The organism is Cohaesibacter sp. ES.047, assembly GCF_900215505.1.
Lineage (GTDB): Bacteria > Pseudomonadota > Alphaproteobacteria > Rhizobiales > Cohaesibacteraceae > Cohaesibacter.
In genome coordinates, this window is the sequence record NZ_LT907844.1 from 1,019,219 (window position 1) to 1,045,996 (window position 26,778).

The 26,778-nt window shown below is 56.9% G+C and carries 13 protein-coding genes and 1 pseudogene; 10 read left to right on the forward strand and 4 right to left on the reverse strand.

What is annotated here, in order from left to right:
• The first annotated feature begins 1 nt into the window (after window position 1).
• From CPH65_RS04565 to CPH65_RS04585, 5 genes are all read left to right on the forward strand, one after another.
• Window positions 2-1,477 carry a mannitol dehydrogenase family protein gene (locus tag CPH65_RS04565; protein WP_096172328.1) on the forward strand — a complete coding sequence of 492 codons (1,476 nt, stop codon included), beginning with the start codon at window positions 2-4 and terminating at the stop codon, window positions 1,475-1,477.
• Between the two features lie 188 nt (window positions 1,478-1,665).
• A complete protein-coding gene (locus CPH65_RS04570) occupies window positions 1,666-2,607 on the forward strand; it encodes a 2-hydroxyacid dehydrogenase (protein WP_157747501.1) in 942 nt (313 codons plus the stop codon).
• A gap of 198 nt (window positions 2,608-2,805) precedes the next feature.
• The gene (gene gmd, locus CPH65_RS04575; RefSeq protein WP_096172330.1) at window positions 2,806-3,927 is read left to right on the forward strand and encodes a GDP-mannose 4,6-dehydratase; all 1,122 of its coding nucleotides are present in this window, start codon (window positions 2,806-2,808) and stop codon (window positions 3,925-3,927) included.
• 110 nt (window positions 3,928-4,037) lie between these two features.
• Window positions 4,038-4,994 carry a GDP-L-fucose synthase gene (locus CPH65_RS04580; protein ID WP_096176240.1) on the forward strand — a complete coding sequence of 319 codons (957 nt, stop codon included), beginning with the start codon at window positions 4,038-4,040 and terminating at the stop codon, window positions 4,992-4,994.
• Window positions 4,995-5,037: 43 nt separating this feature from the next.
• A complete protein-coding gene (locus tag CPH65_RS04585; RefSeq protein WP_096172331.1) occupies window positions 5,038-6,471 on the forward strand; it encodes a mannose-1-phosphate guanylyltransferase/mannose-6-phosphate isomerase in 1,434 nt (477 codons plus the stop codon).
• Window positions 6,472-6,596: 125 nt separating this feature from the next.
• On the opposite strand, the gene metK is transcribed toward CPH65_RS04585, so the two are convergent.
• Window positions 6,597-7,769, reverse strand: a complete 1,173-nt coding sequence (gene metK, locus CPH65_RS04590; RefSeq protein ID WP_096172332.1) for a methionine adenosyltransferase — start codon at window positions 7,767-7,769, stop codon at window positions 6,597-6,599.
• Between the two features lie 1,064 nt (window positions 7,770-8,833).
• Between metK and CPH65_RS04595 the strand changes: the two are divergent.
• From CPH65_RS04595 to CPH65_RS04610, 5 genes and pseudogenes are all read left to right on the forward strand, one after another.
• Window positions 8,834-15,823 (forward strand): annotated as a pseudogene (locus CPH65_RS04595) (SDR family NAD(P)-dependent oxidoreductase); the annotation flags it as partial.
• 171 nt (window positions 15,824-15,994) lie between these two features.
• Complete coding sequence (locus tag CPH65_RS24820; protein WP_256385219.1) at window positions 15,995-16,495, forward strand: acyl carrier protein; 501 nt, start codon at window positions 15,995-15,997, stop codon at window positions 16,493-16,495.
• A 160-nt stretch (window positions 16,496-16,655) separates the two neighbouring features.
• Window positions 16,656-18,023: an aminotransferase class I/II-fold pyridoxal phosphate-dependent enzyme gene (locus CPH65_RS04600; protein WP_157747502.1), complete on the forward strand. Its 1,368-nt coding sequence runs from the start codon at window positions 16,656-16,658 to the stop codon at window positions 18,021-18,023.
• 460 nt (window positions 18,024-18,483) lie between these two features.
• Window positions 18,484-20,331, forward strand: a complete 1,848-nt coding sequence (locus CPH65_RS04605; RefSeq protein WP_096172335.1) for a thioesterase family protein — start codon at window positions 18,484-18,486, stop codon at window positions 20,329-20,331.
• 35 nt (window positions 20,332-20,366) lie between these two features.
• Entirely contained in the window at window positions 20,367-21,191 is an 825-nt protein-coding gene (locus CPH65_RS04610; protein ID WP_157747503.1) for an enoyl-ACP reductase, read from the forward strand.
• A 69-nt stretch (window positions 21,192-21,260) separates the two neighbouring features.
• On the opposite strand, the gene CPH65_RS04615 is transcribed toward CPH65_RS04610, so the two are convergent.
• The 3 genes from CPH65_RS04615 to CPH65_RS04625 form a co-directional block, all read right to left on the reverse strand.
• Entirely contained in the window at window positions 21,261-23,516 is a 2,256-nt protein-coding gene (locus tag CPH65_RS04615) for a molybdopterin-dependent oxidoreductase (RefSeq protein ID WP_197703960.1), read from the reverse strand.
• A 34-nt stretch (window positions 23,517-23,550) separates the two neighbouring features.
• Complete coding sequence (locus CPH65_RS04620; protein ID WP_096172338.1) at window positions 23,551-23,895, reverse strand: zinc ribbon domain-containing protein YjdM; 345 nt, start codon at window positions 23,893-23,895, stop codon at window positions 23,551-23,553.
• A 312-nt stretch (window positions 23,896-24,207) separates the two neighbouring features.
• Window positions 24,208-26,328, reverse strand: coding sequence for a methyl-accepting chemotaxis protein (locus tag CPH65_RS04625; RefSeq protein WP_096172339.1), 2,121 nt, complete (start codon window positions 26,326-26,328; stop codon window positions 24,208-24,210).
• Between the last annotated feature and the right edge of the window lie 450 nt (window positions 26,329-26,778).

The window sequence follows — 26,778 nt, forward strand, 5'->3', positions numbered from 1 at the left end:
TATGACTGACTTTGTGACGCTCAACCTTGATGCCTTGCCTGAGGCGGTGGAGCTGCCGTCCTACGACCGCTCCGCTCTCAAGCCTCGCATCGCCCATATCGGCTTTGGCGCCTTTGCCCGAGCGCATATCGCGATGCATCTGCATGAAACGCTTGCCGAGACCGGTAGTGACTGGGGCATGCGTGCTGTCGAACTGTTTGGCAGCCCCGAGCGATTTGATATGCTCGATGCCAATGATCGTCTCTACACGCTTGTCGAGACCAGCGATGAAGGCAAGAGCACACGGCTGCTCGGTGCCCTTTGCGACACACAGCACGTGGCCCGGGATGGAATTGCCGCAATCATCGATGGTTTGGCAGAAGAAGATCTGAAGATCATCTCCATGACCATCACCGAGAAGGGCTATTGCGTCAAGAACGAGCATCTGGACACGGACAATGAACTGATCCAGCACGATCTTGCCAATCTGGACGCTCCGAAATCCGCCATCGGTGTCATTGTTGCCGCGCTTGCCAAGCGCCGCGAACTTGATCGCGGTCCCTTCACGGTCATGTCCTGTGACAACCTGCCGCACAATGGCAAACTGACGCGGATTTCCATTCTGGAATTTGCAAAGACTCTGGACGCTGAACTGGGCGCCTGGATCGAGGCAAATGTCTCCTTCCCCTCTACCATGGTTGATCGTATCGTGCCTGCCCTGACGGACGAGTCCATCGAACTTGTCAGCGAAGTGCTTGGCGGTCAGACCGATCCCAACTGCATCGTTTGCGAGCCGTTCCGCCAGTGGGTGATTGAAGACAATTTCATGGCTGGCCGTCCAGAATGGGAAACCGCTGGTGCCCAGCTCGTGGCTGACGTCGAGCCGTTCGAGGAAATGAAACTGCGGACCCTCAACGGTTGCCATTCCTTCCTCGCCTATCTCGGTTTTCTGGCAGGCAAGGAAACCATCTCCGACTGCATGGCCGATCCGGTGTTCCATGCCGAAGCGCGCAAGCTGATGGTAGATGAGCAACGCCCGACGCTGGATGTGCCCGGTGATGTAGACCTTCTGGAATATGCGGACATGCTGCTCAAGCGCTTCAGCAATTCTCAGCTCAAACACCGAACTTGGCAGATCGCGTCTGATGGCACCCAGAAGATGCCGCAGCGCTGGCTCAATTCGGTGCGTTGGCACATTGAAAACGGGTCAAGCTACCGTCATCTCGTGTTGGGGATCGGCGGCTGGATGAACTACATCAAGGGTAAGCGCGGTGGTGAGTCCTATGAGGTGCTCGATCCGATGGCCGGCAAACTGGCCGACATCGTGTCGCGCTTCAGTGATGATGCAACCCATTATGTCGACGCGCTGCTGGCGCTAGATGAGGTCTTCCCGAAGGATCTGGTTGGCAATGACGATTTCCGCACGGCTGTTCATCTGGCCTACGTCAAGGTTGCTGCAGAAGGGGCGCAGCGAGCGGTCGAAGCATTGGCCGACTGATCCGGCTGGACAAGATCTGATATGCCAGATCTGACATCCAAGGTTTGCTATGATTGCAGCAAGGGGCGCATTTTGCGCCCTTTGTTCGTTGAAGCTCTGTAAACGGTGGATAGACGCTTTGACCGGTTTTCACTGCACTGCTATGAAGAAGGCAATGCCCACCGGTTTCAATCATGCGAGTCTTCGATATGAGCGACATACTTCAGTTGACCAGGTACTGGCCTGCGACCATTAACGAACAGCTGCAGGCTTTGGCGCCTGTCCACGAACTGTCCGACTACGGGTCTGTGGACGCAATTCCTCTCGAGATCAGGGAGCGGATTACCTCGATTGCCTCCGTTGCAACGCTGGCTGTCGACGCGGCGATGATGGACGCCCTGCCCAATCTCAAGCTTATCTCGATCTATGGTGTCGGCTATGACAAGGTGGATCTGGAAGCGGCCCGCTCGCGCAATGTGGCCATCGCCACCACCTCGAACAGTCTGACGGATACGGTGGCCGAACTGACCATCGGTCTGGTGCTTGCGGGCAGTCGGCAGCTGATTGCAGCGGACCGCTTCGTGCGCAGCGGGGACTGGCTCGACGGGCCGATGCCGCTCGGGTTCGACATTCGCGGCAAGACGGTCGGGATTTTCGGATTTGGCCGGATCGGTCAGAAGATTGCCGAACTGCTTGAAGTGTTTGGTGCCAGAGTTATCTATTGTGCCCGCAGCGAAAAGCCGGACCTGCCTTACGGCTATCGTCCGACCATCGAAGCGCTGGCCGAGGACAGCCGCGTGATGATCCTCATTGCACCGGGAACGCCGGAAACCTTTGATATTGTCAACCGGGATGTCCTCAAGCGCCTTGGCCCGGACGGGCTGCTCGTCAATGTCGCGCGGGGGACGCTGGTTGTCGAGGATGATCTGATTGCCGCTCTTGAGGCGGGTGAGATCGCCGGGGCCTGTCTTGATGTCTTTGCCGAGGAGCCGAAGGTGCCTCAGGCCCTGATCGACAGCCCCAAAACAGTGCTCGCGCCTCATATTGGCAGTGCCACCTATGAGACACGCTTGCATATGGGGATGACGGTGATTGAGAATATCGAGGCCATGATGGCGGGTAAGCCGCTTTTGACACCGCTTGATTTCTAGGTTGGAGACGCTTGGAGGCCTTGCTCGAACATTTGGTTCGGGGAATGGCCTTTTTGCTACTTTTCCAGACTGTATTTGTTGCCTTTTCGCGCTTGATCTTGACAAATGGGCGGGCAGGGGAAACAACGCACCAGACTGGAACCGCGGATCGTCTGGGCCTGAAACAGGCTCGCTCGCAGGAATTTCAAGGAAAATCCCATGACAAAGAAGGCCCTCATTACCGGTATAACGGGTCAGGATGGCTCTTATCTGGCGGAATTTCTGCTTGAGAAAGGCTATGAGGTCCATGGCATCAAGCGTCGGGCGTCGAACTTCAACACCCAGCGCATTGATCACATCTATCAGGATCCGCACCATACCGACCCCAAGATGAAGCTGCATTATGGCGACCTCAGTGATACGTCCAACCTGACGCGCATCATTGGCGAAATCGAGCCGGACGAGGTCTATAACCTTGGGGCGCAGTCCCATGTGGCGGTGAGCTTTGAAGCGCCGGAATACACCGCCGACGTGGATGCGCTGGGCACCTTGCGCCTGCTTGAGGCGATCCGGTTTCTTGGTCTTGAGAAGAAGGCCCGCTTCTATCAGGCCTCGACCTCGGAGCTCTATGGTCTGGTGCAGGAGACACCGCAGCGCGAGACGACGCCGTTTCATCCGCGCTCGCCTTATGCGGTTGCCAAGCTCTATTCCTACTGGATCGCGGTCAATTACCGTGAGGCTTACGGCATGTATGCCTGCAATGGCATCCTCTTCAACCACGAAAGTCCGCGCCGGGGCGAGACGTTTGTCACGCGTAAGATCACCCGCGGTATGGCCAACATCGCCCAAGGGCTCGAATCCTGCCTCTTCATGGGGAATATTGATGCGCTGCGCGACTGGGGGCACGCCAAGGACTATGTCCGCATGCAGTGGATGATGCTGCAGCAGGAGGCGCCCGAGGATTACGTCATCGCAACGGGCAAGCAATATTCCGTGCGTCAGTTTATTCAGTGGACGGCCAAGGAGCTGGGCATCACAATCCGCTTTGAAGGCAAGGGGCTTGACGAGATCGGCATCGTTGATGCGATCACGGGCAATATGGCCCCGGCTCTGAAAGAGGGGGATGTGATCTTGAAGATCGATCCGCGTTATTTCCGGCCTGCCGAAGTGGAGACACTTCTGGGTGATCCGACCAAGGCCAAGGAGCAGCTTGGTTGGGTGCCGCAGATCACGGCCGAGGAAATGTGCGCCGAGATGGTGGCCGAGGACTTCAAGGCGGCCCGCCGGGTTGCCCTGCTCAAGGAACATGGGCTCGACCTGCCGGTCAGCCTCGAGAACTGATCGCACCATCCCGTCAGATTGGTCTGCCAAGCTGTGTGGGACGTGCCATCGCTTCAGAAGAATTCACGCATTTCTCTTGAGAAGAAATGCTTCAATTGCCGGGAGGCATCATGCGATATTATGTGGCCGGACACCGGGGCATGGTTGGCGGGGCGATCCTGCGCCAGCTTGAGGCGCGGGGCGAAGAGGTCATCACGCGCACCCACGCCGAGCTTGATCTCACCGACCAGCAGGCGGTGATGCAGTTCTTTGCTGACGAGACCCCGGATGCGGTCATTCTGGCGGCGGCCAAGGTGGGCGGGATTCTTGCCAACAACAGCTATCCGGCGGATTTCATCTACAAGAACCTGATGATCGAAGCCAATGTCATCCATCAGGCCTATGAGGCGGGGGTGCAGTCGCTGCTGTTCCTTGGCTCATCCTGCATCTATCCGCGCGCGGTGGCCCAGCCGATGCGCGAAGATGCGCTGCTGACGGGCATTCTCGAGCCGACCAACGAGCCCTATGCCATTGCGAAGATCGCAGGCATCAAGCTGTGCGAGAGCTATAACCGGCAATTTGGCACCGACTATCGCTCGGTGATGCCCACCAATCTCTATGGTCCGGGCGATAATTTCCACCCCAAAAACAGCCATGTCCTGCCAGCGCTCCTCAGGCGCTTCCATGAAGCGGCGCGCGACGGTCTGGAAGAGGTCGTCATCTGGGGGACGGGAACACCGAAGCGCGAGTTCCTGCATGTCGATGACATGGCGGCAGCGTCGCTGTTTGTCATGGATCTCGATAAGGAGACCTATGAGGCCAACACCGAGCCGATGCTCAGCCATATCAATGTCGGCTCGGGCACGGATGTTTCTATTTGCGAGTTGGCAGCGATGATCGCCACGGTCACTGGCTTTGAGGGCCGGATCGGGTTTGATAGCTCCAAGCCTGATGGCACGGCACGCAAGCTGATGGATGTGTCGCGCCTCAAAAACATGGGATGGCAGGCATCAATTGATTTGCAGGATGGTGTCCGCACAACCTATGACTGGTTCTTGAATAACAACGACAGTTTGCGCGAGAAGTAGACCGACACTGGCAGCCAAGGCTCGGGATCGTACAGGAGTGACCATGACCGACAAGCAAATTACACCCGTCCTTCTGTGTGGTGGCTCCGGCACGCGCTTGTGGCCCCTGTCGCGCAAGAGCTATCCCAAGCAGTTTGCGCCGCTGATTGGCGATCAGACCCTGTTTCAGGCCTCTGCTCTTCGGCTGAGTGGGTCGTCCTTTGGCAAGCCACTCATCCTGACCAATTCGGATTTCCGCTTCATTGTCACCGAGCAGCTCAGCGAGATCGGTGTTGACCCGTCCGCGATCCTGATTGAGCCAGAAGGACGCAACACTGCTCCGGCGATCCTTGCCGCTGCCTTCTGGTTGCATCAGAGCGATCCCGATGCGCTGATGCTGGTGGCTCCATCCGACCATGTCATCCCGGATGCGCCCGCCTTCCGCGAGGCGGTCTGTGCTGGCGTCGAGGCCGCTCTCTCTGGCAATCTGGTCACCTTCGGCATCAAGCCGACCTATCCTGAGACGGGGTATGGCTACCTTGAGGTAGAGGGCACCTCCGCCTGTCAGGGGCAGAGCGCAACACCGCTCAGCCGCTTTGTCGAGAAGCCCGATCTGGCCAATGCCGAGGCCATGCTGGCTTCTGGCAACTATCTTTGGAATGCAGGGATCTTCCTGTTTTCGGTGCGCCATCTCATCGAGGCGTTCAAGCGTTCGGCCAACCATCTGCTTGAACCGGTTCAGCAGTCCGTCACCAATGGCAAGCATGATCTTGGCTTCCTGCGGCTTGACCCGTTTGCCTGGAGCCAGGCCGATGATATTTCCATCGACTATGCGGTGATGGAAAAGGCGGAGAATCTGTCGGTGGTTCCCTTTCTGGCTGGCTGGTCCGATCTGGGTGGCTGGGATGCGGTCTGGCGTGAGAGCGAGCAGACCGAGAACAAGGTTGCCCTGTCTGGCGATGCCACCGCGATCGATTGCAACAACACGCTGTTGCGCTCCGAGGACAGCGGTCTGGCACTGGTCGGAGTCGGGCTTGAGAATATCATGGCGATTGCCATGCCGGACGCGGTGCTGGTTGCTGATATGTCGCGTGCGCAGGATGTGCGCAAGGCGGTTGATGCGCTCAAGATCAAGAATGTGCGTCAGGCCGAGACCTTCCCGGTCGATCATCGCCCGTGGGGCTGGTTCGAGACGCTCATTCTGGCGGACCGGTTTCAGGTCAAGCGGATCGTTGTCAATCCGGGCGCGGCGCTCAGTCTTCAGAGCCATTTCCATCGCTCCGAACACTGGATCGTGGTGCAGGGCACGGCCAAGGTCACCGTTGGCGATGAGGTCAAACTGATGACCGAGAACCAGTCAATCTATATCCCCCTTGGCTCCGTCCATCGGATGGAGAACCCCGGCAAGCTACCCATGGTGATCATCGAGATCCAGACCGGTGCCTACCTCGGCGAGGATGACATTGTTCGCTATGAAGATGTCTATGCGCGGGGGTAGCCGGTAAGAGATCCGGCCCTTGAAGGCATAAATAAACCCCGCTCGGCTCACCGAACGGGGTTTTTGCTTGTTTGCACTTTGCTTTGGGCGCTTGTGTGTCAGGTCTGGTGGTTGCCAGATCCGCTCTAGCCGATGGAAGCGCGGATCTTTTCGACAAGATCGAGCTTTTCCCAGGAAAACCCGCCGTCTGCCTCGGGCTCACGACCAAAGTGGCCATAGGCTGCGGTGCGCTCATAGATCGGTTTGTTAAGGCCCAGATGGGTACGGATGCCACGTGGCGTCAGGGACATGCATTCCCACAGCGCCTTCTCAATTACGCTTTCATCAACCGTGCTGGTGCCCTGACTGTCAACATAAAGGGACAGTGGCTCGGAAATGCCGATGGCATAGGCCAGCTGGATCGAACAGCGTTCGGCATAGCCGGCGGCGACAACGTTCTTGGCCAGATAGCGGGCTGCATAGGCCGCCGAGCGGTCCACCTTGGTCGGGTCCTTGCCAGAGAAGGCACCGCCACCATGCGGGGCTGCGCCACCGTAGGTGTCGACAATGATCTTGCGGCCCGTGAGGCCAGCATCTCCATCAGGGCCGCCGATCACGAACTTGCCCGTCGGGTTGACGTGCCAGACCGTGTTGTCGGTCAGCCAGCCTTCTGGCAGGGCGGTCTTGATATAAGGCGTGACGATGTCGCGAACGTCGGAGGACGACAGGCTGCCATCATAATGCTGAGTGGAGAGGACGATCGAAGCCACCTCAACCGGTTTGCCGTTCTCGTAGCGAAGCGTGAGCTGGCTTTTGGCATCCGGACCGAGTTGGGTTTCGCTGCCATCGTGGCGTGATTCAGAGATCAGACGCAGGATCTTGTGTGCATAAAGGATTGGAGCGGGCATGAGCTCGGGGGTCTCATTGACCGCATAGCCGAACATGATGCCCTGATCGCCAGCGCCTTCGTCCTTGCCCTCGGACTCATCAACGCCCTGTGCAATGTCAGCAGACTGCTCATGCACATAAACATCAATGTCCGCCTTGTCCCAATGGAAGCCATCCTGAGCGTAACCAATGTCCTTGATCACTCGTCGCGCGGTTTTTTCCATGGTGTGGGCATCAAGCTCGCTGGGGCCGCGGACTTCACCGGCCAGCACCACCTTGTTGGTGGTTGCCATGGTTTCGACCGCACAGCGGGAATAGGGGTCCAGCTTCAGAAACTCATCAACGATGGCGTCGGAAATCCGGTCGCAAATCTTGTCCGGATGACCTTCGGACACGGACTCGCTTGTAAAAAGATAGTCTTCTCTAGACACAACGGACCTACTCTCTGATATAAAGAAATCTTGATATCTTTGTACCTAATTCTCTCACGGGCTTCAATTGACCCCAGAGAATTTTTTTGTGAAATCCGTTTTATGAACAATTTGGGTGATTTGATGCCTCGGAAACCGGCGTATTAAACAGGGAAATGCGCCGCATCTTTACTCTATGCAACTGTAGGGATTGTCAGGGGCCTCAGGGCTTTTTAGGATAACAGTCGAAAGTTGCACGACAATTATGCAATGTTGACAATTTGAATTGGTTGCTTGGCGTTTTGTTAAGCTTAAGCGTCGTGATGTGTGGATCGGTTCGGAGCGGGCGCTTTTGGACAAAAGTCTCAGAGGGACGCGGGGATGTGGCTGTCTGGCTGCGATCCGAGCGACTCGTTGCTCCTTAGGTGTTGCGGGCTACCGTCGTGTTTCGCGGTCGGGTTGTGGGGCGCCGGGAATTTGTTGTGGAGGAAAATAGCGCTGCGATACTGCGGAACGGCCGTATGGGGGGAGGCCGCGTCTTCTTGTTGTCAAAGCTGGGTCGGGGTGGCTTTGTTGCAGAAGCTTGGTTATCTCGTCATTTTTAGATTGAGCGCTGTGAGGCTGCGAGCGGGACTTTCGCCCAAGGGGCTGGTTCCGGCCACCGGGTGCCTGTTGCAGGACAGGCCATCTCCATCGATCTGGCCTGACCGAGGGACGGAGCGCCTTGAATAAGAAAAGGTCGCAGACTGGTCATAAATAGATGATGAGGTGCTGTGATTTGGAGGGTGGTTGGATCATTCTCTTGGTAATGTCTAGAAGGGTGCTTGTTGAGCAAAAACCGTCCTAAAATGGAATGGGTTGTTGACTATCTGTCATAACTCGCGCAAAGGGCTAGTCGGGATCGCTTTTTCTTTCCATTTCGTTTGGTCCAAAAAGTGTTACTAGCCAATTGGCACTTTGAGTTTTCGCTCACTTTGTGCGATGTATTGTGTCTTCGGGACCGTGAAAGCAAAAAAGCAAAAACGATATGAATAGAAAAACCGTCGAAGTCATAGGCCGCGCGTGTCGGCTGCGGCCGCGCGTGTCGGCTGCCAGGAGCCAATAATGTGGCTGAATTCTGGGATCTGCTGATTTCCGGAACGTGCAGTGTTGACGAAATCGGACCGGATCGGTTTTCTACATTTCGCTATTTGCATCCGCTGACCGGTCAGGAAGGCAAGTCCTACACCTTCCGCGCTGGTGTTCTCGATGATGTGTGGGGGTTTGATCCGAGCGTCTTTTCGCTCTCGCCCCGCGAAGCCCTTCAGATGGATCCGCAGCAACGGCTTTTGCTGATGCTGGTCTGGGAGGCTCTCGAGGAGGCGGGCGTTCCTGCCTCCAGCCTTGCTGGAAGCAACGTCGGTGTCTTCGTCGGCAACTCGGGCAGTGACCACGCCAACCGCTTTTTCTTTGATCCGGCGAGTTCAGACAGTTTCATGATGACCGGCAACACCACGTCGCTGGTCTCGAATCGAATCTCCTATATTTATGATCTGCATGGGCCGAGCTTCACAGTTGATACCGCTTGTTCCTCTTCGCTCGTGGCGCTGGATCTGGCGCTGAAACGATTGCAGGCGGGCGAGATCGACACGGCTATTGTTGCGGGCGTGAATATGCTCTTGTCGCCGTTTCCTTTTGTCGGGTTTTCGGCTGCGTCCATGCTGTCGCCCGAGGGGCTTTGCCGTCCGTTCGACGAAAATGCCAATGGGTATGTGCGCGCCGAGGGCGGGGTCGTTCTCGTGCTGCAGAACAGCGATGCCTTCAAGAGTGGCGAGCAGAAGAGCTTTGGCCGGATCGTCGAGGCGGGCATCAACTCCGATGGTCGGACATCAGGTGTCGCCCTGCCGTCACCGGAGTTTCAGGCTGAATTGCTCGAAAAGGTTTACAAGACAGCGGCCATAACGCCCGATCAGCTTGCCTTTATCGAAGCGCATGGTACGGGGACCCGGGTCGGGGATCCGGCCGAAACCTTTGCGCTCGGCAAGGTGCTTGGCGGTGGGCGCACGACGGTCTTGCCGATCGGATCGGTCAAGTCGAATGTTGGCCATCTGGAACCGGCTTCCGGCATGGTGAGTGTACTGAAATCCCTGTTGGCTCTCGAGCATGACATCCTGCCGCCGAGTCTGCATATCGAGACACCCAATCCGGACATCCCGTTTGACAAGCTCAACCTGTCCCTGACGCGCAAGGCACGTCCGCTCGAACGGGGTGATGCGATCCGGTTTGCAGGGATCAACAACTTCGGTTTTGGGGGCACCAACGCCCACGTTGTGGTGTCTGACAGTGTTGAAGCCATCAGCAAAAGCAAGGCCGTCAGGACGAAAGCCAAATCCGGACAGGCTGCCGTGATCGACGATCAGGCGCGGCTTGTTGTCGTGTCTGCGCGGACGCCCGATGCGCTTCGCAGTCTTGCTGGCGGGTATGCGCAACAGGTGCAACACAATGAGACCGCCAGTGTTGCCGACTGGAGCAATGCCATCGCCTGGCAACGCGAATTGATGGATGAGCGCCTTGCTGTTGTCGCCAGCTCTCGTGAGGATCTGGCTGACAGACTTTCGCGTTTTGCGGCTGACAAGGGAATCGAAGGCACAGTTTCGGGGGCTGCTTCAAGAACGGCTCAGGATCCGGTCTTTGTCTACTCCGGCAACGGCTCGCAGTTCGCGGGCATGGGGCAGGAGGCCTATCGGCTCAATCCGGTGTTCAAGGCGCAGTTTGATGCCGTCGACGCCCTGTTCGAGCCGATTGCGGGCTGGTCTTTGAAAGACAAGCTGTTCAGCGACGATCTGAAGGAAGATCTCAAGAGCACTTCGATTGCCCAACCGCTTCTGTTTGCCTTGCAGGTTTCCATTACTGACGCTCTGCGCAAAATGGGCGTTCGTGCCAGCGGTGTGGTCGGTCATTCGGTCGGTGAGGTTGCCGCAGCATGGGCGTGTGGTGCGTTGACGCTCAAACAGTCAGTCAAGGTCATCTATGTCCGCTCGCATCATCAGGAAGCGGTGCGTGGCGTCGGCAAGATGGCTGTGATCAAGCTGTCAAAGGAAGAAGCCCTTGCACAGATCGAGGAATCCGGGCTTGACGATGTCGAAATTTCCGCGATCAACACAGCGAACTCCCTGACCCTGTCCGGTCCGACGGAGACGCTGCAGGCCTTCATGAAGACGGCCAAGAAAAAACGCCTGCCGGGCAAACTGCTCGACATCGAATATCCGTTCCATTCCAGACAGATCGATCCCATCGAAGAGGGGGTCGTCAAGGATCTGTCTGACGTTAAGCCGACAGACTCGAGCATTCCCTTCTTCTCGTCGGTTTCCGGCGCAGAAATGGCGGGCACCAAGCTTGATGGCGGCTATTGGTGGAACAATGTGCGCAAGCCGGTGCATTTCTTCCATGCCATTCAGTCCGCTTTCAAAGACGGACGAAGCCAGTTCATTGAAATTGGTCCGCGCCCGATCCTCAAGGGCTATGTCTCCGAAATTGCGAGGGACGAAGGCCATTCGGCCAGTGTTGTCGAGAGCCTTCAGCAGAAGACAGACGGCGTTACCGATCCATTGCTTCTGGCTGTGGGGCGCGCGATCGTCAATGGTGCCGATTTCGAGCGCGAAACCGTGTTCGGAGCCAAGGCGCATCCAGATGTGTCGCTGCTGCCCTATCCATGGCAGATCAAACCGTTCAAGATCGATTCGAGCAGCGAAGCCTTCGAGATCTTCAACAGCACAGTTGCTCCCCATGCTCTTCTTGGCCAGCAACTGCGGCCCGATGACCATGTTTGGGATACCGAACTCGATACCGCGCTCATTCCTTATTTCTCCGATCACCGGGTCGATGGCAAGGTCATCCTGCCGGGCGCGGCCTTTGCTGAAATGTGCCTGAGTGCTGCACGGATTGTCTGCAAGTCTGATCAGGTCGAGTTGAGGGACATGGATCTGTTACAGGCCCTTCAGCTGTCCGATGAAAAACCTATCTCGGTCCGCACGCGCCTTGATGAAGAGACCGGCGTGGTGGAGATTTTCAGTCGCAAGCGGTTAGTGGACGACGAATGGCAACTCCACACCAAGTGCCGGGTTGCTAGGATTCCGGGCAATGTCGGTCTTGAAAATGCCGATCACGCCCTTGTCGCCCCCGTTCTTGATCGCCCCATGGATCAGTCTGAGATCGACGCGCTTTATCAGACGTCCCGGGATTTCGGTCTTGATTTCGGACCGGCGTTCCAGCGCATGGTCTATTGCGAGCGTTATGGTGATGACTACGTCGAAATCGTGCTTGATGAGCGTGGCCCCACCGATATCAAGGGTGAGCTGGTGGCGTCGCCCTATGCGCTGCATCCGCTCGATTTTGATGCCAGCTTCCACGGTCTGAACTGTCTGTACGAAGATCTTGACACCGGTCCGGACAAGATGGCTTTCATCCCGGTTCGCTTCGGATCTTTGCGGGTCTATCAGGCGGCCACACCGGTGCGCTCGGCGCGTATTCATGTCATCCGGCATAACAATCGCGGTATTCAGGCGGACATCAATCTGTTTGCGGAAGACGGGACCTTGGTTGCTGCTCTGCGTGATGGTCGGTTCCGTTCCTCGGCTCTGGTTCAGCGCCAGGGGCTTGATCGCCTGACATACAGTTATGATTCCATCCGCGTGCCAGCTCCTGCCGGTCAGGTGGCTGTGCCTTCCCTCGATATCGAGGCGATCAGGGCTGCGATGGCCGAACTGTCTCAACCTGATCGTCAACGGGCCGAAGACGGGCAGTTGCTGCTGCAGGCTGCGGCGCGGCGGGGGGCTTATGATGTGCTCCTCAGTTTGGCCGATGACGACAAGGTCCTGCGTCCGGATGCCCTTTCTGCACTTGGCCTTCTTGACGGACTGGATGCGGACGCTGCGACTGAAGATCTGCGTGCTCGCAATGAGCATCGCCTGAAACTGGTGCATTCCCTGATAGCGATTTGCGAGCAATCCGGTCTCGCCACGGCGCTTGACGAGGGCTGGCAGCTCAGCGACGAAAGTGACATGCCGGACGTGGATATGGTGCTGCAGCTGCTGCTCACCGAAGACCCGAAATGGTCTGCCGAATGTGTGATGCTCAATCATGCGCTCAACACCCTGCCGGATGCTCTGTTGGCTATGGACCGCCCGTTCGGCACGGCCCCACTGCCGCAGAATCTCTATTCGCAGGATCAATATGACCAGCATTACAGCTCCTCGCCGTTGGCGGAGGCGCATGTTCAGCAGGTATCCCGTGCGGTTGGTGCCGTGCTTGATGCCTGGCCCGAGGGACGTCCCTTGCGTGTTTTGGAGTTCGGTATAGGTGGTGCGAGCCTGACCAAGGTGCTTCTGCCGATGGTTGAGCGCCTCGACGGGCAGCTTGTCTCGGTTGATACCAACAAGCTGATCGTGGATCGACTGCAGATCCTGTTTGCGCAGTCCATTCATTTCAAAACCCTTGCGATCAAGGATGCCCTGTCCGAGCTTGCGGCTCTTGAGCCGTTTGATCTGGTCGTGTCGGCCAATGGTCTGCAGGCGATGGATGGCGGTGCCGATCTGATATCGCAGCTCAGAACATTGGTGGGCCGGGACGGTCTGCTGCTTGCCAGCCTGTCGGACAGCAACGTGTTTCAGGACATTACCTTTGGCATGGCTGATCGATGGTTCGTCGATGGTCTCGATCCGACCCAGCCGGTATCTGCGCATGCTGATGCCGAGGACTGGAAAGGGTGGATTGAGGACGCCGGATTTAAAGGTGTCTCGCTCGATCCTTTCGCCAACAACGATGGCGATGCCGATCTCACCGGGGCCTATGTGCTGGTGGGCTGCAATGCTGCCGAGTCTGAAGCCGTCGCGCCTGAAGCAAATGGGGCAGAGAACGGCGAGCGCCAGTGCATCATTCTGGTGAACAAGGGCAACGCGGCGGAGAAAAACTTTGCCAAGGCACTGATCACAGGTCTTGGGGATCTGGATGGCCGCCAAATCGCTCTTTCCGCCAAGGAGAGTGACGCGGATCGCGAAGCGCGCGTGACAGCAATCGCCGAAGCCGCCAAGGGTGGTGCGCTCGATTTGATCTGTCTTGCTGGGGCCTTTGACAGCTCTCAAGATCCGATGGCTGTCCTGTCGCCACGTCTTAAATGCCTTGCCGGTCTATTGCGGGATGTGGCCGAGTTGAAGCTGCGCTTGTGGATCCCCGCTCCGGGCGGTTTTCCGCATGTCAACGGTCATGCCATCGATCCGGCACAAAGCGGTGTCTGGGCCTTTGGCCGAACCGCGAGCAACGAATATGGCAATCAGGACATCCGTCTTGTGGATTTCGCCAGTGCCTTGTCCGGCGATCAGCAAGCGGTGCGACTGGCTCAGACCATTCTGGAGCCGGGCGAAGAACGCGAAATGCTGCTCGAGACGAGCGGGCTGCGTGCCATGCGGGCCGTGCGCGGCGCGGCCAAGCCTGCGGCCAAGCCACAGGAGCGCTCTGAAGAGGCTGCTTGCCGTCTGCACCATCCGCGCACCGGGTCTTTTGATCGTCTGAGCTGGATCCCGGTTCAGCGCCGTCTGCCCGGTCCGGGTGAAGTGGAAATCGAGGTTGTCGGCACGGGTTTGAACTTCCGTGATGTCATGTGGGCGCAGGGTCTCTTGCCCGAGGAAGCGCTTGAAGATGGGTTCGCAGGGCCGACGCTCGGTTTTGAATGTTCCGGCCGCATCGTCAGGATTGGCGAGGGAATTGATCGTTTCAAGATCGGTGATCCGGTGATGGCGCTGGCTCCGGCCTGTTTCGCGTCGCACGTGACCGTTGTTGAGACTGGAGTGTCTCGACTTCCTGACAGCATGGACCTGACGGCTGCCGCAACCATGCCGGTTGCCTTCCTGACCAGTTACTATGCTCTTCACTATCTGGCGCAGCTTGAAGAGGACGAATGGGTGCTGATCCATGGTGCCGCCGGTGCTGTCGGGCTGGCCGCCCTTCAGATCGCCAAATGGCGCGGCGCACGTGTGATCGCGACCGCGGGTAACCCTGAAAAACGCGAGTTTCTCAAGCTCTTGGGTGCGGACTATGTGTTTGACACAAGGTCGCTCAATTTCGTCGATGAGGTCCGCGCCATCACCCGTGCCGCCGACGGTCCGGGGAAAGAGGGCGTGGATGTGGTGCTGAACTCGCTGTTTGGCGAGGCCATGGAGCGCAGCCTTGAGCTGGTTCGGCCCTTTGGCCGGTTCCTTGAGCTGGGCAAACGCGATTTCTATGGCAACACCAAGATCGGCCTCAGACCGTTCCGGCGTAACATCAGCTATTTCGGCATTGATGCCGACCAGTTGCTCAACCATCAGCCCAAGCGGGCGCGGCGTCTGTTCTCGGAGCTGTCGGACCTGTTCGAGCAGAAGCAGTTCTCGCTCCTGTCCTATCGCCTGTTCGAAAGCGAAGACATTGTTGATGCTTTCCGCTTGATGCAGCGCTCCGGTCATATCGGCAAGATCGTCGTCAAGGCACCGCAGCCGACCATTCTGCCCGCCAAGGACGCAGGCCTTATGATTGATCCTAACGGGCATCATGTCATCATTGGTGGCCTCGGGGGCTTTGGTCTTGAAACCGCTTCATGGCTCGCCGATCAGGGTGCCAAGTCTGTGGTGCTGACCAGCCGTTCAGGAAAGATGACGGACGCGGCGAAAGCCCTTGAAGCTCGGCTTGCGGCCAAGGGGTGCAAACTGTCCGTCAAGGCCTGCGATGTCACGGACATGACGGCTCTTGAAACACTGCTCGATGCGTTGCGCAAAGAGGCTCCGATCAAGGGGATCATGCATTCGGCTGTAGTTCTGGATGATATTCTCATCGCCAACATGAGCGACAATCAGATCGATGCGGTCCTGAAGCCCAAAGTGGTCGGTGGTGAAAATCTCGATCAGGCAACCCGCGATGATGCGCTGGATTATTTCTGGCTGTTCTCGTCAGTCTCGGTTTTGATGGGCAACCCCGGTCAGGCCAACTATGTGGCCGCAAATGCCTATCTCGATGGCATTGCGCGCCGCCGCCGCAAGGAGGGCTTGCCTGCCCTTTCGATCGGCTGGGGGCCGATCACCGATGTGGGTATTCTGGCGCGGGATACGCAGACTGCGGAAATCCTTGCCAAGACCACCGGCGGGGCCGAATTCAAGGCCCGTCAGGCGCTTGATCGTCTGGTCGAATTCATTGCCGATCAGCCAGCCGACGCACAGCCTGCGACGATTACCATCGCGCCGATGAACTGGGGCTTTGCCCGTGACAACCTCGCGGTTCTCAAGACCCCGGCCTATGAATTGCTCGCCCGCGAGGCGGCACAATCTTCCAACCGGGATCAGCAGGCGGTGGATGTTGCCAGTCTGATTGACGGGCTGGATGATGTGACGGCCCGGACGGAGATTGCCAAGATTCTGGCTCAGGAAGTTGCAGCCATTTTCCGCATGCCGGTCGAGGAAGTTCAGCTCAATCGGTCACTGTCCGATATTGGCATGGATAGCCTGATGGGCATGGAGTTGCGTTCGGCAGCCCAGCAAAAGCTGGATATCGAAATTCCGATGGGTGCAATTGCCGATGGCACGACCATTGAGGATATCGCAGGAAGTGTGGTTCAGCGCATTCGCAAGGGAGCGGACAAAGGTCTCAGCTTTACCGAAGAAACGCTCATCCATCAGCATGTTGGCGGAGATGATGACGTGGAAGGCATGAAGAGCAAATTGTCTGATTTGCGTCAGGCCGTATAACGCGTCTGAAGATCGGATGTCTGGTGATCCTTTGATCACTTCGCGCTCTTGGGGTCTTGACTGTTCGTGGCTTTAACGGTAACTGGCGATGTCCGTTGCAGACTGCAGACTTATGTCTAACAGTGTGTCCACGCTATTTGGTGCTGAACTGGAGCCCTTCATGAAAAAGTCGCCCGTTGATCGCGATGCCATTCTCAACATGTCACGATCCATGGCCAAGAAGTCTCCCGCCAAGGCAGCATCCAAACGGAGCGTGCGTTCCAAGGTCGATCCCGCCAAAACCGATTTCAAGACCCTTGAGCTTTATCAGCAGATCAAGGTGCAGCGTGATATGGCGGAATTGCTGCAGACCCGGGATCCCTATTTCCTTGTTCATGAAGGGCGTGCTGGCGCGACGACACTTGTCGATGGTCGCGAGATGATCAACTTTGCCTCCTATGACTATCTCGGCCTCAACGGGCTTGATGAAGTGCATGCGGCAGCCAAAGAGGCGATTGACACCTTCGGGACATCCGTGTCCGGCTCTCGCCCCACGTCGGGTGAACGCCCGTTTCATGGGATGTTGGAACAGCAGTTGTCCGAGCTTTACGAAAGCGAAGCGGCTCTGGTGTTCGTGTCTGGTCACGCAACGAATGTCTCAACGATCGGTGACTTGCTTGGAGCGTCGGATCTGGTTCTGTTTGATGCCTTCAGCCACAATTCGGTGACCACGGGCTGCAAACTGTCCGGTGCGACCCGCCGCTCGTTCAAGCATAATGATTTTGACGATCTCGAGCGGATCATTTCCGAAACCCGCGACAAGCATGACCGGGTGATGATCGTTGTCGAGGGGCTCTATTCCATGGATGGCGATACGCCCGATCTGGCGCGACTCGTTGACATCAAGGAACGCTTCGGTGCGTGGTTGATGGTTGATGAGGCTCACTCGCTGGGCATCCTCGGGGCGACGGGTTGGGGGCTGTTCGAAGAGCAGAATGTCGATCCCAAGAAGATCGACATCTGGATGGGCACCATGAGCAAAACCATGAGCGGCTGCGGCGGTTATATCTGTGGCAATCAGGCGCTCATCGATGTGCTGAAGTTCTTTGCGTCCGGGTTCATGTACAGCGTCGGACTTTCCGCTCCGCTTTGTGTCGCCGGCTCCAAGTCAATCGAAATCATGCAGCGGGAGCCGTGGCGGGTTGAAAAGCTACAGTCCAATGGCCAATATTTCCTCAAGGCAGCAAAGGCTGCTGGCTTGAACACCGGCCTCAGCCAGGGCTTTTGTGTGGTGCCCGTGATTGTCGGCGACAGCCTTCGGGCGGTGAAGCTGAGCAACAATCTGCTGGAGCGCGGCATCTATGCCTTCCCGATTACCTATCCGGCAGTGCCAATGAATGAGGCGCGGTTGCGCTTCTTTATCACAGCTGAGCATAGTGAAGAGCAATTGCAGGCGGCGGTGGACATCACGACCGAAGAGCTCAAGAAGCTGGAAGACGCCAATTTTAGTCTGTCGACTTCGATCAGCTCTCTGCATGAAAGCAAGTGATGCATGATTGAAAAGGGCTTCTTTGCCCGCTTTAGCCGGCGTTTTTATGACGTACGGCCTCACACACGTGGATATAGCGCCTTTGGGAGGTGTCATTGTCTGGGAAGTGTGTAGACTGAGCCGCGTGAAAGCGGTCAGAAGCGTGTCACATTGGATGCGCGTCTCTTGCGGAGCCAGTCTGGTTCCTGATCTCTGGCGTTGCCTTTCATTGAGGTGTTGACCCGTTTTAACGTATTCTTGTCTCAGTGCTTTTTTGTTCTTGGGTGGGCTGGGGATCAATGCACCGTCTGTCACAGTCGTGTGACGATTACATGGTTTGAATCTGAGGTGTGTCGCGCCGGGCCGTTATCGGTTGGCGGTGACGGATGCCTGTTCAAACCAATGAGTTTGAGCGTTTTGGTTGATCCGGTCTTCCTTCAAAGCGTTCAGGGAGAATAACCTTGTTTTTTGAGAGCGTGACATGACGTCCATTCTTTTCTGGTCGGGATCAAGTGCGATTGCGTGGCTGTGGGGGCTGGGGATGTTCTTCTCGCTTCACTTCACGGCCAGCTATGGCGTGGCAGGCCTTTTGGCCTTTGCCATTCCCAATGCTTGCGGCCTTGCGGCCTTTGGCTTCATCCTGTCTCGCCGCAAGGACAAGACAAAACTTCGCGCTCTGGCCGAACGTGTGACGAGCCGCTATTTCGGCCCCTTCATGCTGTATCAGTTTCTTGCCGTCTCGCTCACTCTGTTTGCATTGGCGCGCTATCTTTTCGTGCCGCTTGATGTTCCGGCGCCCATGTTGCTGATGGTCTGCGTGCTGCTCGCTGCTATGACGCTGGCTGACAGGATGTCACTGGCCGGTCTTGTCCGGCTGCATGCGGGTTATCTTCTCGTAATGGTCCTCGCTTATATCCTCTTGCAGAGCTTTATGCCGTGGTCGGGCGAAATGACGTCCGGTCTTGCGGTCAAGGATGGGGTCTTCTGGGCCTATTTGCCTCCTGTTGCGCTGGGGCTGCTGTTCGGCCCCTGGCTTGATTTGCAACAATGGCAGCGGGCTGCGGCCATGGAGGAGCGCGGTCTGTCGCTTTCCAAGGGCTATGGGCTTGCTGGGTTGGTCTTTTTCATTCTGCTGCTCGCCAATGGCGCGCTGGTGCTGGGCATTCAACCAGAGTTGGCTCGCGGTCTTGCTCCGGGTGTGATCGGCTCGGACCTCGGGGGACTCGTCGCTCAGAGTGTGCACGGTCTTGGCGATCCGGTGGTCATTGCGGCGCTGATCGTTTGGTGTCTTGTCGGGCTATTTGCGACCCTCGACAGCAGCCGCCTTGCGCTCAACTGGCTCGTGGAGCGAGTGGCCGCTGAAAAGCTTGGTCCTCTTGCGGCCTTCCTGCCGATAGGGCTGATCAAGAGTTCAACGCCGCTGTTCGTGCTTGCTGCCGGATTGGCGGCTACCGGGCTGATTGCTGGTGTCGATCTGCAATATTACATGCTGTGCTTTGCGTCGCTGTTTCTTGCCTATTCGGTGGTCCTTGTCTCCGAATTGCTTGTTGGGCGGTCGGCTGCGCACGGGTTTCAGGCGGGATTGTTCGGGATGATGGCCCTGTGTCTTCTGGCTGCCGGATATCTTGGTCAGGCGCCTTTGCTGGTTGCCTTGTCCCCCTTCGTGGCCCTCTTGGCGCTTTTGCCGCGTGGTCCGGAGGTGGTTGAACAGATCTCTGATGACGGAGCGGACGCATTGGCGCCCCTGATGGTTGATTCGAAGCTTTCTCAACCGCTTGGGGGGCCTTCAAGCGCCGCTGCCGTGGTGCTTGCCGATCAACTTTCGCACCAGAATGTTACAGAAACGGGGCCACAAAGCGCCGATCCGACCAAGCTCAGCTGGACCGAAGGCTGGTTTGACGAGCGCTGGTTCAACATCAAGCTGATCTCGACCTACTCCGATACGAATTCTGTCGGAAATGTCTATTTCGCTAGTTATATCAGTTGGGTAGGGAAGGTTCGCGAGTTGTTTTTCCGGCGCTGCATGCCCGGGTTCGACCTCAAGGAAACGCCGTTTTATATCCTCACTCGCAGCATTTCACACAAGTTTATTCGGGAAACCAGAGAGTTCGAAGAGCTGCTTGTGAAGGTGCGTGTTGATGCACTGAATAGAAAATTTGTCACACTGAAGCATGAGATTCGTGATAGTAAGGATAATCTTATAGGAAAGGGTGAACAAACTCTGATGTTTGTGAACGCCAAGTCCTACGGCCTTGTTGATGTGCCGGCAGCAGTGATTTCGAGTTTCACAGCAACCATGCCGGAAACGCATCTTCGTGGTTTAAAGTAACGGGTTGAACAGCGATGAGTTGGCAAGGACACGTCTTGAAATACAGCTCTCTTCTTGACAAGCGATACAATCTTTCCGTGATCTCGAACCTCATGCCGGAGGCCATCGAAGAGTCCGTTGTCGACGCTGGCAACGTGCCTGATCCGGTTGGCAAGGCTCTGGTGGTTGGTGTCAGCTCGCGTCGTTCGATCGGCTTCGGCATCGCTGAGCATCTCGCTGACAATGGCTGGGAAACCGTGGTGACAACCCGGCGCAAGGACAAGTTCGAGCAAGTGTCCCAACGCCATGATGTGCGTGAGCTTGATTATACCAAGTCCTATGCCGATATTGATAACCTCAATGACGTCACCGGACTGGTTTTCTGCATCGCGAAATCAAGCGTTTTGTCCCCCAAGGGGCTGCTTGAGACGAGCCGCGAAGAGTTCTCCAAGACGATGCTCGACAGCTGTTATTCCTATATCTCTGTCGTTAACGAGGCGGTCAAACGCAATCCCAATCTCAAATCCATCGTGGGTCTTTCGTTCCTTGGTGGTGAGAAGGTCGTGCCTGGCTATGACGCCATTGGTGTTGCCAAGGCAGCGCTTGAACATGCCAACCGCATTGTTGCGGCTGAGCTTGGAGAGCGGGGCATCCGCGCCAATATCGTCTCGTCCGGGTCTGTCCGGACACCTGCATCCCGCGTGTTGCCCGATTTCAGCCGGGTTCACGAGATGCTGAGCCGACGGTCTTTCCTCAAGCGCGCCGTGACGACCGAAGAAGTTGCCGGTGCGGTGGAGTTTTTGCTCAGTGACGCGTCCGGCGGCATGACCGGTGAAGTGCTGCAGGTCAATGGCGGCATAAGCCACTCCCTCGCTCTTTGAGCCCATTTCCCGACTTTTTGACTATCCAAGACCATCCAAGCTAGGGTCTGCCTGTTTGCCCGGGCAGTGTCAGTCGCTGACAATTTCTGGCGGGTGGCTGACCGAGAGCGGAGGTAGAGCCTTCGTCCAAGGTTCGACGAAGACGAGCGTCGTGTGGCCGATGTTGCCTTGCGCCAGTCCTGACGTGCCCTGATCGAGCGTTACCGCGTTGGGGTTGCCCGACAGATCGATCCATTCCCCGTCAATCACCGCCGGGTCAAACCATGCTCCGGTGGGCAGAGCGATGCAGTCCTGCCTCAGGGCCGCATCGAAACGGACCCCTGCGAGGGTTGCGCCGCGGTTGTTGTGGATGCGGACGATTGATCCCTCTGAGATGCCGCGCTTGACGGCTGTTTTCGGATGCAACTGGCAGCATTCGCGCCCTTCGATCTTGTCGCTGAGCGCTTCGCTGCCCCGGTCGTTCTGGCTGTGCAGACGCGTATCGGGCTGAGCGGAAATGAGGTGCAGTGCGCCTTTGGGGGCCGAGATGAGGCTCTCGACGGGTTCCATCCAGCTTGGCAGACCCGGGCAATCGATCAGATCCATCTTGGCGATGGTTTCGTTGAACAGGGTGAACTTGCCGCTCTCGGTTGCGAGCGGATTGGCTTTGGGATCCTTGATGAAGGCCTCAAAGGCGATCTGTTCCTGTTCAGCATCGGGGATGTCGAAGCGACCCTCGGCAACGAAGGTTTCAAAGGATGGAAGCTCGAGGCCATCGGCAGCGCCGATCTTCTGCGCTTCCGACCAGAGCCAGCGCAGCCAGTCCTCCTTGCTGCGGCCTTCGGTGAAAACATCCTCAAGACCCAGTTTGCTGGCGACGAGACGCCAGACGTCATGGTCATCCTTGGCTTCGCCCATGGTGGCGAACAGCGGGCTCATGTAGATCAGGGCCGGTTCGGACTTGTTCATCATGATATCGGCGCGCTCAAGCGGGGTCGTTGCAGGCAATATGATGTCCCCGCGCCGCGCCGTCGCCGTCCAGCTGTGGTCGCAGACAATGACGGTTTCGGGCCGTTTCCACGCGTTCGACAGCCGCTTGAGGTCCTGATGGTGGTGGTAGGGATTGCCGCCGGACCAGATGACAAGGCGAATGTCGGGATAGATGCGCTTCTCGCCATTGTAATCATACTCGCCACCGGGATTGAGCAGCATGTCTGCTATGCGGGCGACAGGTATGAAATCCTTGATGGCATTCTGGCCCTGCGGCACGCCGGGCCATGCAAAGCGCTTGGTGGGGCGGGCGAAATTGCCCACGCAGCCATAGCCAAAGCCGAAGCCCGTTCCGGGGCGTCCGATCTGTCCCAACAAAGTAGACAGGGCCAGTCCGGCCCAGACCGCCTGCTCGCCATGATCGCCGCGCTGCAGTGACCATGTGACGTTGATCAGGGTTTCGCTTTTTGCCATGTCGGCGGCAAGGCTTGTGATTTCCACCGCGTCGATGTCGCAGATGGTGGCAGCCCAACCGGCGGATTTGACGATGCCATCCTGAATGCCCATCAGATAGTCACGCAGGACCGGCCAGCCGCTGGTGTAAGTCTCAAGGAAGGCCTCGTTGTGCCAATTGTTGACCAGCAAGGTGTGGCACAGAGCGAGCATCAGGGCGACATCGGTGCCCGGACGGATAGACAGCCAGTCAGCATCGGACATGTCGCTGTTGCGCGGCGAGACATTCACCTTGCGGGCATTCATGCTGGCGAGCCAACTTTCCGTTTCATGCTTGAGGGTTCCCGAGGAGGATGTCTGGCTGTTGCGCCCCGACAGGCCACCAAAGGACACGAGCAGGGTGCAGTGTCTGGCCAGCAGTGACCAACTGGTCGATGTCTGCTGTAAAGCCCCCTGAGAAAGGCCCGTGATGTGCGGCATGATCACTTCACCAGCCGCATGGGAATAGGTGTTGCGAGCGGTGACGAAGCCGCCAGTGAGATTGAGCAAGCGTTTCATCTGGCTCTGGGCATGGTGGAGGCGTCCGGCACTGGCCCATCCATAGGAGCCGGCATAGATTGCTCCATTGCCATGGGACTGGCTTACGCGCGCTATTTCTTCGGCCACGAGGTTGGCGGCCTTGTCCCAAGAGACTTCGACAAATTTGTCATCACAGCGGCGCGCACCCTCATCGCCATCCAGCCAGCCGCGGCGCACGGCGGGCTTGAGGATACGGCTTTGACGATCGCGGCTTGCCGACACCCAGCCTTTGCCGATGCGTGAAGGGGCTGGATCGTCAGAGAGGGGTTTGATGTCCTCGCCGTGGATTTCATAGCTGCCCCAGTGCGCCGCGGTGTATTTCATGCCTATCCTCATTCTCAGCCGGTGTTGATCGGGCCTATTCGCTGACTTTCCTGACGAATTCCGATTTCAGGCCCATCGAGCCGATGCCCGGGATCCGGCAGTCAATGTCGTGGTCCCCATCGACGATACGGATATTCTTCACTTTTGTCCCGACTTTGACAACATCGCTGGTGCCCTTGATCTTGAGATCCTTGATCACGGTGACGGTGTCGCCATCAGCGAGAGGCGTGCCGTTGGCGTCGCGAACCACCGAGGCTTCGGCTTCTTCTGCGGCGCTTGTGGCGGACCATTCGTGGGCACATTCAGGGCAGATCAAAAGGGCGCCGTCTTCATAGGTGTAGGCGCTGTTGCATTGGGGGCAGGGGGGCAGCTCGCTCATGAATTGAGCCTTTCTGACAGGTTGAGGCGGCGTTTCAAGGCTGGTTTAGCCTGACAGGTTCGCGGCCGGTTGGCTGGAAACTCTTCCCTTGCATGTTTGGCTGTTGGTGGCAACGAGAAAACCCGCCCAAGGACGGGTTCTTGTTGTTGACGTGTTGTCACATTAATCCTTGCGGAATGCGCATTCTGGTCGATCTCGATCCATGACAACCGGAGAGCCTCGTTTTGACGCTATCATGCCTTGGGATACAAAAAAGCCGCTCCAAAGAGCGGCTTTTTCACTGATTGCACGTCTACAGGCCGTTTTGAAGGATCAAGCGGCGCTGACGGTATTCCGGATGTCCGCGAGAAACTTCTGAACGTCATGGCTGAGGCTGTCGGCCTCGACCTTCAGGTTGGATGCAGACTGATTCACCATGCGGGCTGCCGATCCGGTCTCGTTGGCCGAATTGGAAACCCCGACGATGTTGTTGGAGACTTCCTTGGTGCCGGTGGAGGCTTCCTGAATGTTCTGCGCGATTTCCTTCGTCGCGAGACCTTGCTGTTGCACCGCTTCGGAAATCGCCGTGGCGATCTGGTTCATCTGTTCGATGGTATCGGTGATCGCCTTGATCGCGTTCACAGCGCCATTGGTTTCGGACTGGACTGCCTGAATTTGCTGTGAAATCTCGTCGGTCGCCTTGGATGTCTGGTTGGCCAGTTCCTTGACTTCGGCAGCAACCACAGCAAAGCCCTTGCCGGCTTCTCCGGCGCGGGCTGCCTCGATGGTGGCGTTGAGCGCCAGCAGGTTGGTCTGTTCCGCGATGTCCGTGATCAGGCTGACGACTTCGCCGATGCGATTGGCTGCGGTCGACAGGCCCTCGATCTTCTCGTTGGTATGAAGGGCCTGCGTGACCGCGTTCTCGGCGATCTGGTTCGACTGGCCGACCTGACGGTCGATCTCGTTGACCGATGAGAACAATTCTTCCGCTGCAGAGGCAACCGTCTCGACGTTGGTCGTTGCTTCCTCTGAGGCTGCCGCAACGGCGTTGGAGCGTTTGGAGGTGTCATCGGCACCATTGGTCAAGGTGATCGATGCGCTGGTCAACTCATCGACGGAGCGGGCAACGGTTTGTAGCAGGCCGCTGATCTGCTTGTCGAATTCGTGGGCCAACGTGTTGACCTGTTCAGCCCTTTTGATCTGTTCGCGTTGTTCCTGTTCCTGTTCATGGCTGAGCTGTTCGGCCTTTTGGGAGCTGTCACGGAAGACTTCCAGAGCCTGGTTGATCTGTCCGATTTCATCCTGACGGTCAAGGTAGCTCAGTTTGACATTGTAATCGCGATTGACCAGTGCACGGATGCTTTCGATCGTCGTTGTCAGTGGCCGACTGATGACGGACCTGCCGACAATGAACAAGGCGCCTCCAGTTGCCAGCATCAGAACCAAACCGACCAGCAGGACAGCGTTGAGGATATGTTGGCTATCCGCCGACAGGGTCTTGATGGGGACGTTGATGACCAGAGCCATGGCTTGCCCCGTGTCACCGAAGGTGACCGGTTCGATGATCCGGACAACGTCTTCGCCCAGCGTGTTCGAATGGCCCTCGTAGCTGTAAGGGGATGCGGACTTGACCGCATTGAGCACCGCGCTCTTATGTTCCAGATCGGCAGAGGCGCGTTGTTCGGCCCAGTCCTTGCCCAACAGGGATTGATCGTGATGGGCAACCCATTTGCCGCTTTTTGAAAGGAGATGAACCGAACCGGTGCCAAGTGGCTTTTCACTGGCGAGCATTTCGGAAAGATCTGTGAGGATGAGGTCTGTGCCGGCCACACCAATCGTGTCTCCGGAGCCGTCCTTGATGGGAATGCCGATCGAGACCCCCACCACAGTGCGTCCGCCCATATCCCAGCTGTAGGGATCGGTCATGTAGGGCTTGCCGCTGTTATAGGCGCCATAGAACCAAGCCAGCTCTCCTTCCGATTTTGTGTCCATGTCCGAGATCGTGCGAAAACCGATGGACCCGTTTGGATTGCGGAAGAAGTACGGGCGCCAGATGCCACTGGCATCATGATGCTCGGTGTTTATAAATTTCCCGTCCTTGCCGTCGAGTTTGTCGCCGATGACTGCACCCCATGTTCCGGACAGCTTATTGTTGTTCTGAAGGGTTTTTTGCAGAATGGCTGTCCATACCTCGCGGGATACATCTTTTTGTTCCTTGAGGGCCGCGAGAGCATGGGTCATGTTTGAGGCGGAAACCAACCCGTATTCCAGAGTGTTCTTGACTTCGGCAGCTTCTCTTTTGGCAATCGATCTTGCTTGCTCAAGAGACAGGTTCTGGGTGATCGATGAACTCTGCCAGGCAATGACGGCAATGCCAATGGCCAGAACTATCGTCAGGGTTGCAATGCTGGCGACCAGCATTTTTGTTGTAATCATCATACGAGAGAATGTCATGGTCTTTTGTCCATCATCACGGGCTGTGCGGAGAAAGATATATTCATTTTTAATGGCTAGTTGTTAAATTTGTATTGCAAGTTTGCGTTTAGGATTTTTATTTCATGGTATGAAGTAAATTCGAGATATTAATTTTCTCTCTCGTATTCGTAATTGGACGATGCTGGGAAGTACTGAATTTGACGTGATTTTTTTTATGATAGTTAGATGTCATCTTGATTTTCGGTTCGTGATTTTTCTGAATTTCACAATTGTTCAAAATGAAACTCAAGAATTCAGTTTGATCTGGTATTGATATTTGAGCAACATAGATTAAAAATCTGTGCTGAAGGCTTGTCTTGATACAAATCTGCTGAATGTGAGATGCGTTTTTCGCAACTTGACGGTTGTCTGGATACCCGCCGGTTCATGCGACAGATGTTCTATTTCAATGGGGTCGTCTCAGGACTA

Coding starts and splice junctions, on each gene's coding strand:
- CPH65_RS04565 (WP_096172328.1), top strand. CDS start 2: ATGACTGACTTTGTGACGCTCAACCTTGATGCCTTGCCTGAGGCGGTG.
- CPH65_RS04570 (WP_157747501.1), top strand. CDS start 1,666: ATGAGCGACATACTTCAGTTGACCAGGTACTGGCCTGCGACCATTAAC.
- gmd (WP_096172330.1), top strand. CDS start 2,806: ATGACAAAGAAGGCCCTCATTACCGGTATAACGGGTCAGGATGGCTCT.
- CPH65_RS04580 (WP_096176240.1), top strand. CDS start 4,038: ATGCGATATTATGTGGCCGGACACCGGGGCATGGTTGGCGGGGCGATC.
- CPH65_RS04585 (WP_096172331.1), top strand. CDS start 5,038: ATGACCGACAAGCAAATTACACCCGTCCTTCTGTGTGGTGGCTCCGGC.
- CPH65_RS24820 (WP_256385219.1), top strand. CDS start 15,995: ATGAACTGGGGCTTTGCCCGTGACAACCTCGCGGTTCTCAAGACCCCG.
- CPH65_RS04600 (WP_157747502.1), top strand. CDS start 16,656: ATGAAAAAGTCGCCCGTTGATCGCGATGCCATTCTCAACATGTCACGA.
- CPH65_RS04605 (WP_096172335.1), top strand. CDS start 18,484: ATGACGTCCATTCTTTTCTGGTCGGGATCAAGTGCGATTGCGTGGCTG.
- CPH65_RS04615 (WP_197703960.1), bottom strand. CDS start 23,516: ATGAAATACACCGCGGCGCACTGGGGCAGCTATGAAATCCACGGCGAG.
- CPH65_RS04620 (WP_096172338.1), bottom strand. CDS start 23,895: ATGAGCGAGCTGCCCCCCTGCCCCCAATGCAACAGCGCCTACACCTAT.
- CPH65_RS04625 (WP_096172339.1), bottom strand. CDS start 26,328: ATGACATTCTCTCGTATGATGATTACAACAAAAATGCTGGTCGCCAGC.